Annotated in this window: 3 protein-coding genes and 1 pseudogene; 1 reads left to right on the top strand and 3 read right to left on the bottom strand. The window is 54.1% G+C overall.

What is annotated here, in order from left to right; all coding sequences use genetic code 11:
• Positions 1-254: 254 nt before the first annotated feature.
• Both KK925_RS11200 and KK925_RS09260 read right to left on the bottom strand, forming a co-directional pair.
• Positions 255-746: pseudogene (locus tag KK925_RS11200) on the bottom strand (transposase).
• Between the two features lie 293 nt (positions 747-1,039).
• Positions 1,040-1,189: a hypothetical protein gene (locus KK925_RS09260; RefSeq protein ID WP_174583564.1), complete on the bottom strand. Its 150-nt coding sequence runs from the start codon at positions 1,187-1,189 to the stop codon at positions 1,040-1,042.
• Between the two features lie 56 nt (positions 1,190-1,245).
• Here KK925_RS09260 and KK925_RS11320 point away from each other — a divergent pair, with 56 nt between their 5' ends.
• On the top strand, positions 1,246-1,374 hold the full coding sequence (locus KK925_RS11320; RefSeq protein ID WP_268905650.1) for a hypothetical protein: 129 nt from the start codon (positions 1,246-1,248) through the stop codon (positions 1,372-1,374).
• A 32-nt stretch (positions 1,375-1,406) separates the two neighbouring features.
• On the opposite strand, the gene KK925_RS09265 is transcribed toward KK925_RS11320, so the two are convergent.
• Entirely contained in the window at positions 1,407-3,869 is a 2,463-nt protein-coding gene (locus KK925_RS09265) for a DUF3536 domain-containing protein (protein ID WP_174583565.1), read from the bottom strand.
• Between the last annotated feature and the right edge of the window lie 132 nt (positions 3,870-4,001).

Here is a 4,001-nt window from a genome sequence, read left to right on the forward strand (position 1 = left end):
CCGTCGCAGCGTTCCGACCAGGGTGTAAGCCAAGAGCCGACAACTAGAGGCGAAGCTCCCTCCTGGCTATTTGTGCCGTCAAAAGGCGCTCGGCAAACACAGAGAGTTGTTCTTTAGTCCGATTTCTCCATGTCTCCCCCGAGCACAATAGAGCTTCTGGTAGAGCTTTTGGGAGGGGGAGAGGACGAGCGCAAAAAGACGTCACGACAAACCCCGGATTTTCTCGCCTTTTCCCAATACTCTGGCTTTGGCCATCATCCGGAGCTTCCTCGAAACGAGCTACGCAACGCGCGGTCGACAAACTCCGTAAAGAAGCGAGCCGGCTCACTATCCGACTCGTGTAGGCGACGGGCTTGCTCCACGGAGCCCTCGAGCATCCGGCAAACGCGCTCGCTGCCAACCAAGCCCCCTACATAGTTGATTTGTTTGGGTTCACACCAGGCCATGATCTCTTCCCGGGAGAAGCCGCAATCGGCACGCAGCGCAATCCTGATGCCAGCCCAAGAGCTACAGAGTTGTCCCGCAATTCGCTCTACCCCTTAGAGCACCCGCCGAGACGCATCCTCGTTGAAGGGCCGAAGCCCGACGCCGAGAAGCTCATCGCCCACGGAAATGGAGAGTGCCAAATAACAAGAGGACTCGGAGTAACCATGGAAACAGCGCTCCGGCTCGTGTCCGTACGAGGGGATCTGCGTCGCATCCAGATCCAACACCGCCCTCTGCCGTGGGGGGGCAAGGGATTGCACGGAGAGATCAACCCGAAGCCGGTCAACCGGGTCGGCTCAAGTAGTCAATCCTGTGATAGCACGTGCTTCTTCCACAAACTTCAGGCGGTTAAAACATGCTTTTGCCAGCGGCCGCCTTCTTCGAGGCTGCCTTTCCTCTCAATAGAGCCACTACCGGTTGGCTCGGGAATTGCTCATGGTCGTTACGAATCTTCCTAGTCCAGCGGAATCCTAAAGACCCTCTGAGAAACAATCTCCTGCAGGGGAGGCTGTACAATGCACTTCGGATTCCATAGATCTTGAAAGGGGCTCTCCTACCGGCAAAAAAAACCGATCTTGCGGTCCACTGCCCGTAAGGGAATCGCACCCTGTTCGCTCGCCATCCGAGCACCGATAAAGCCCGCCTCCACCGGTCGCGAAAAATGAGCCGCAAACGCAAAAGTCACGTGTCCAGATTCGGTCATGGAAGGGCTTTTGTTTTTGCTCGTTGTCGGCACCCCCGTTCGCTCCCGTGTACCAGATGAAAATGGTTTTTTTTTCTCTTTTTGGGCAGATTTTACCCCTGCACGACGCTTCTGCAGGTGAGCTTTCCGGGCTAGCTCCCAAAAGCAAAAGTATTCACATGCTTTGCCTCATTTCGTCCTACTAGTCAGGCCGCGTTCCAATCCACGAGCCAAACTTTCATGGCTCTTCGCCACTGGTTCTGACGAAGCCGTCGATATAGCTTGGAGCAAACCCGAGGTGTTTTCCTAGCTCGTGGAAGTTTGCAACCCATCCTTGTGCGTTCGAATCTCCTTTTTGAGCTTGGTCGTAAAATAGCGGATAGGCGTCTTTGAGGAGCTTGTCGTAAAGGTTTTGCGTTCTCCACAGATCTAGTTCAAAGGGTAAGGAGCTAGCGAGCTTGGTGGCGTTAAGGAGGTCCTCGACCAGCGTGGCGTCTTCGGGCGTCGAGCTAACGCGGATCGCCATCTTTTCCAAAGTCCGCGCAACGAGATATCCTAAACTCGGAGAATCTAGTTCTATCTCTAGATCCGCGGCTTCTTGGAGAAGCTGGTGGATCCGTGCTGCGTCCATCCGTTCACTATTCACCGCGCGTTTGAGTTCACCATTGAGGAAAAACTCTGCAGCAATCTGAAAGGCTTTGGGACGCGCTATCCCCTGGCCCGCAAGAAAGCGCATCAGCGCCGCATAGTCCTCATAAATCTTCCGATACAGCGCTTCGGCGCCCGCTAGGGAAGATTCCAAAATCTTTTTTAACACCCTTCGCTGTTCATCGCCAAAGAGATGCTTCAAGGAGTAAAGACACTGCCCAAAAGAGGCATTCATCAGACGCACCACTTCCGGAAGCTCTCCATGGTTGAACGCGTCAAAGAGCCCCTGTATCGCCCTTTTATAGACATCTTCCTCGAAAAATTCTTCAACGGCGCTACTTACGTTGTGATCGCCAAGGTGCAACGCGGCGAAAGCCAGGATCTTCGACTCTCGGGTGACGCGGGAAACAAACTTCGCTCGCCCTGCAACGACTTTTGCTTTGCCAGCCTCGGTTCGCTGGTAATCCTCGATTTCTACCGAATAGCAGTAGAGGGTAGGATCTTCTCCATACCCCTCAAAGAGGGAGCTCATGGCAAAGTGGGCTGCGAGCTTCCTCCAATCGAGCATAGCAGGTTTGACGAATTTTTCATAAATGACACGCCCGTTGGGATGCGCAGGGATATTGCCTCTGGCTCGCTCCAAACGCTCGACAAACAACGGCTCAATATTGTCCCCAAAAAGCTCTTGGGCCAGCTGCACCACACGGCCCGCATACTGGATCACCTGCACCGTCTCAATACCTGAAAGCTCATCAAAAAACCAGCCGCAACTTGTGTACATGAGCATCGCATGGCGCTGGAGCTCAAGGAGCTTAAGGACGGTCGTTCGTTCCTCCTCGCTTGGGGAATGATGGGCGTGCTTGGCGAGAAATTCTCCAATCTTTTCCAGGCGGCGGTCCAGAATGACGTCAATATAGTGGTTTCTTGCTGTCCATGGGTCTTTCAAAAGTGCCCTTCCTTTGTCTTCGAACTTGGAAATCATGCTATCCCGAAGCCAGTCCATGGCCTCGCGCAAAGGAGCGCGCCATTCCTGGGTCCATCCCGGATGACCTCCGGAGTTGCATCCACAGTTACTACGCCACCGCTCAACTCCATGAGCACAGCTCCAGGATGTATTCTCAAGGATCTCTACTTCCCAAGTTGGAGGGTATTTCTCAAGAAACTCGCCATAGTTGGTTAGCGTCGCCAGCTTGTTGGCTTCGATATAATGCAACGCATAGGCTAGGGCCATGTCTCCATGCGGATGGTGATGGCCGTAGGATTCTCCATCGGTTGCGATATGCACTAGCTGAGGGCGGCCGTCCTCCGAGAATCCACTGAGAAGCCGGTGGGCAAACGCTTCACCCTGGTTGAGGAGTCCCTCAAAGGCAACGGCCCGGGAAATGGGGCCGTCATAAAAGAAAAGAGCCATACTTCGACCCGAGGGAAGCACGAGCTTGTACGCTTGGGTAGGATCGATCCGACCGTTAGCTACCTCTGTCCAGTCCGTCGTCCCGACGGGACGTACGCGCAGGGCCTGGTGAGGTGCTAGGATCGTAAACGCAATGCCCAGCTCTGCCATAATATCGAGAGATTCGAGGTCCACAGCGGTTTCCGGAAGCCACATTCCCTCGGGTTTACGGTTGAACCGGTGTTCAAAGTCTCGAATACCCCAGAAAATTTGTGTGTACTTATCCCGGCGATTCGCCAGGGGCAGAATCATATGGTTGTAGACCTGGGCAATTGCCGATCCGTGTCCCGCGAACCTTTTTTGACTTTCACGGTCGGCTTGAAGGACGGCCTCATAGATGTCTGGTGCTTCGTTCTCCATCCATGCAAGAAGGGTTGGGCCAATGTTAAAGCTGATCCTGGCGAAGTTATTGACGATCTGTGCAATGCGACCCTCACCGTCGAGGATCCGGGAAGCGGTATTAGGGCCGTAACATTGAGCCGTGATCCGTTCGTTCCAATCGTGGTAAGGATAGGCCGAATCCTGAAGCTCAATCGCCTCTAGCCAAGGATTCTCCCTAGGGGGCTGGTAGAAATGCCCATGGATGCATAAGCACCGTGCCATAAATGTCAGGTCTCCTTTTGTAACAAAATGAGGCACCAGGGTTGCAACAGAACCGAGATTTCTCCCTGAGAGGGGAGAGATTCCTCAAAAAAACTGCCGGGCCCGGCCCATCTTTCCTCGGCGGAGTCGAGC

This window comes from Candidatus Methylacidithermus pantelleriae (genome assembly GCF_905250085.1).
GTDB lineage: Bacteria > Verrucomicrobiota > Verrucomicrobiia > Methylacidiphilales > Methylacidiphilaceae > Methylacidithermus > Methylacidithermus pantelleriae.

Excerpts from the sequence above, each read along its gene's own strand:
- KK925_RS09265 (WP_174583565.1), bottom strand. The coding sequence starts at position 3,869 with ATGGCACGGTGCTTATGCATCCATGGGCATTTCTACCAGCCCCCTAGG.
- KK925_RS09260 (WP_174583564.1), bottom strand. The coding sequence starts at position 1,189 with ATGACCGAATCTGGACACGTGACTTTTGCGTTTGCGGCTCATTTTTCG.
- KK925_RS11320 (WP_268905650.1), top strand. The coding sequence starts at position 1,246 with ATGAAAATGGTTTTTTTTTCTCTTTTTGGGCAGATTTTACCCCTGCAC.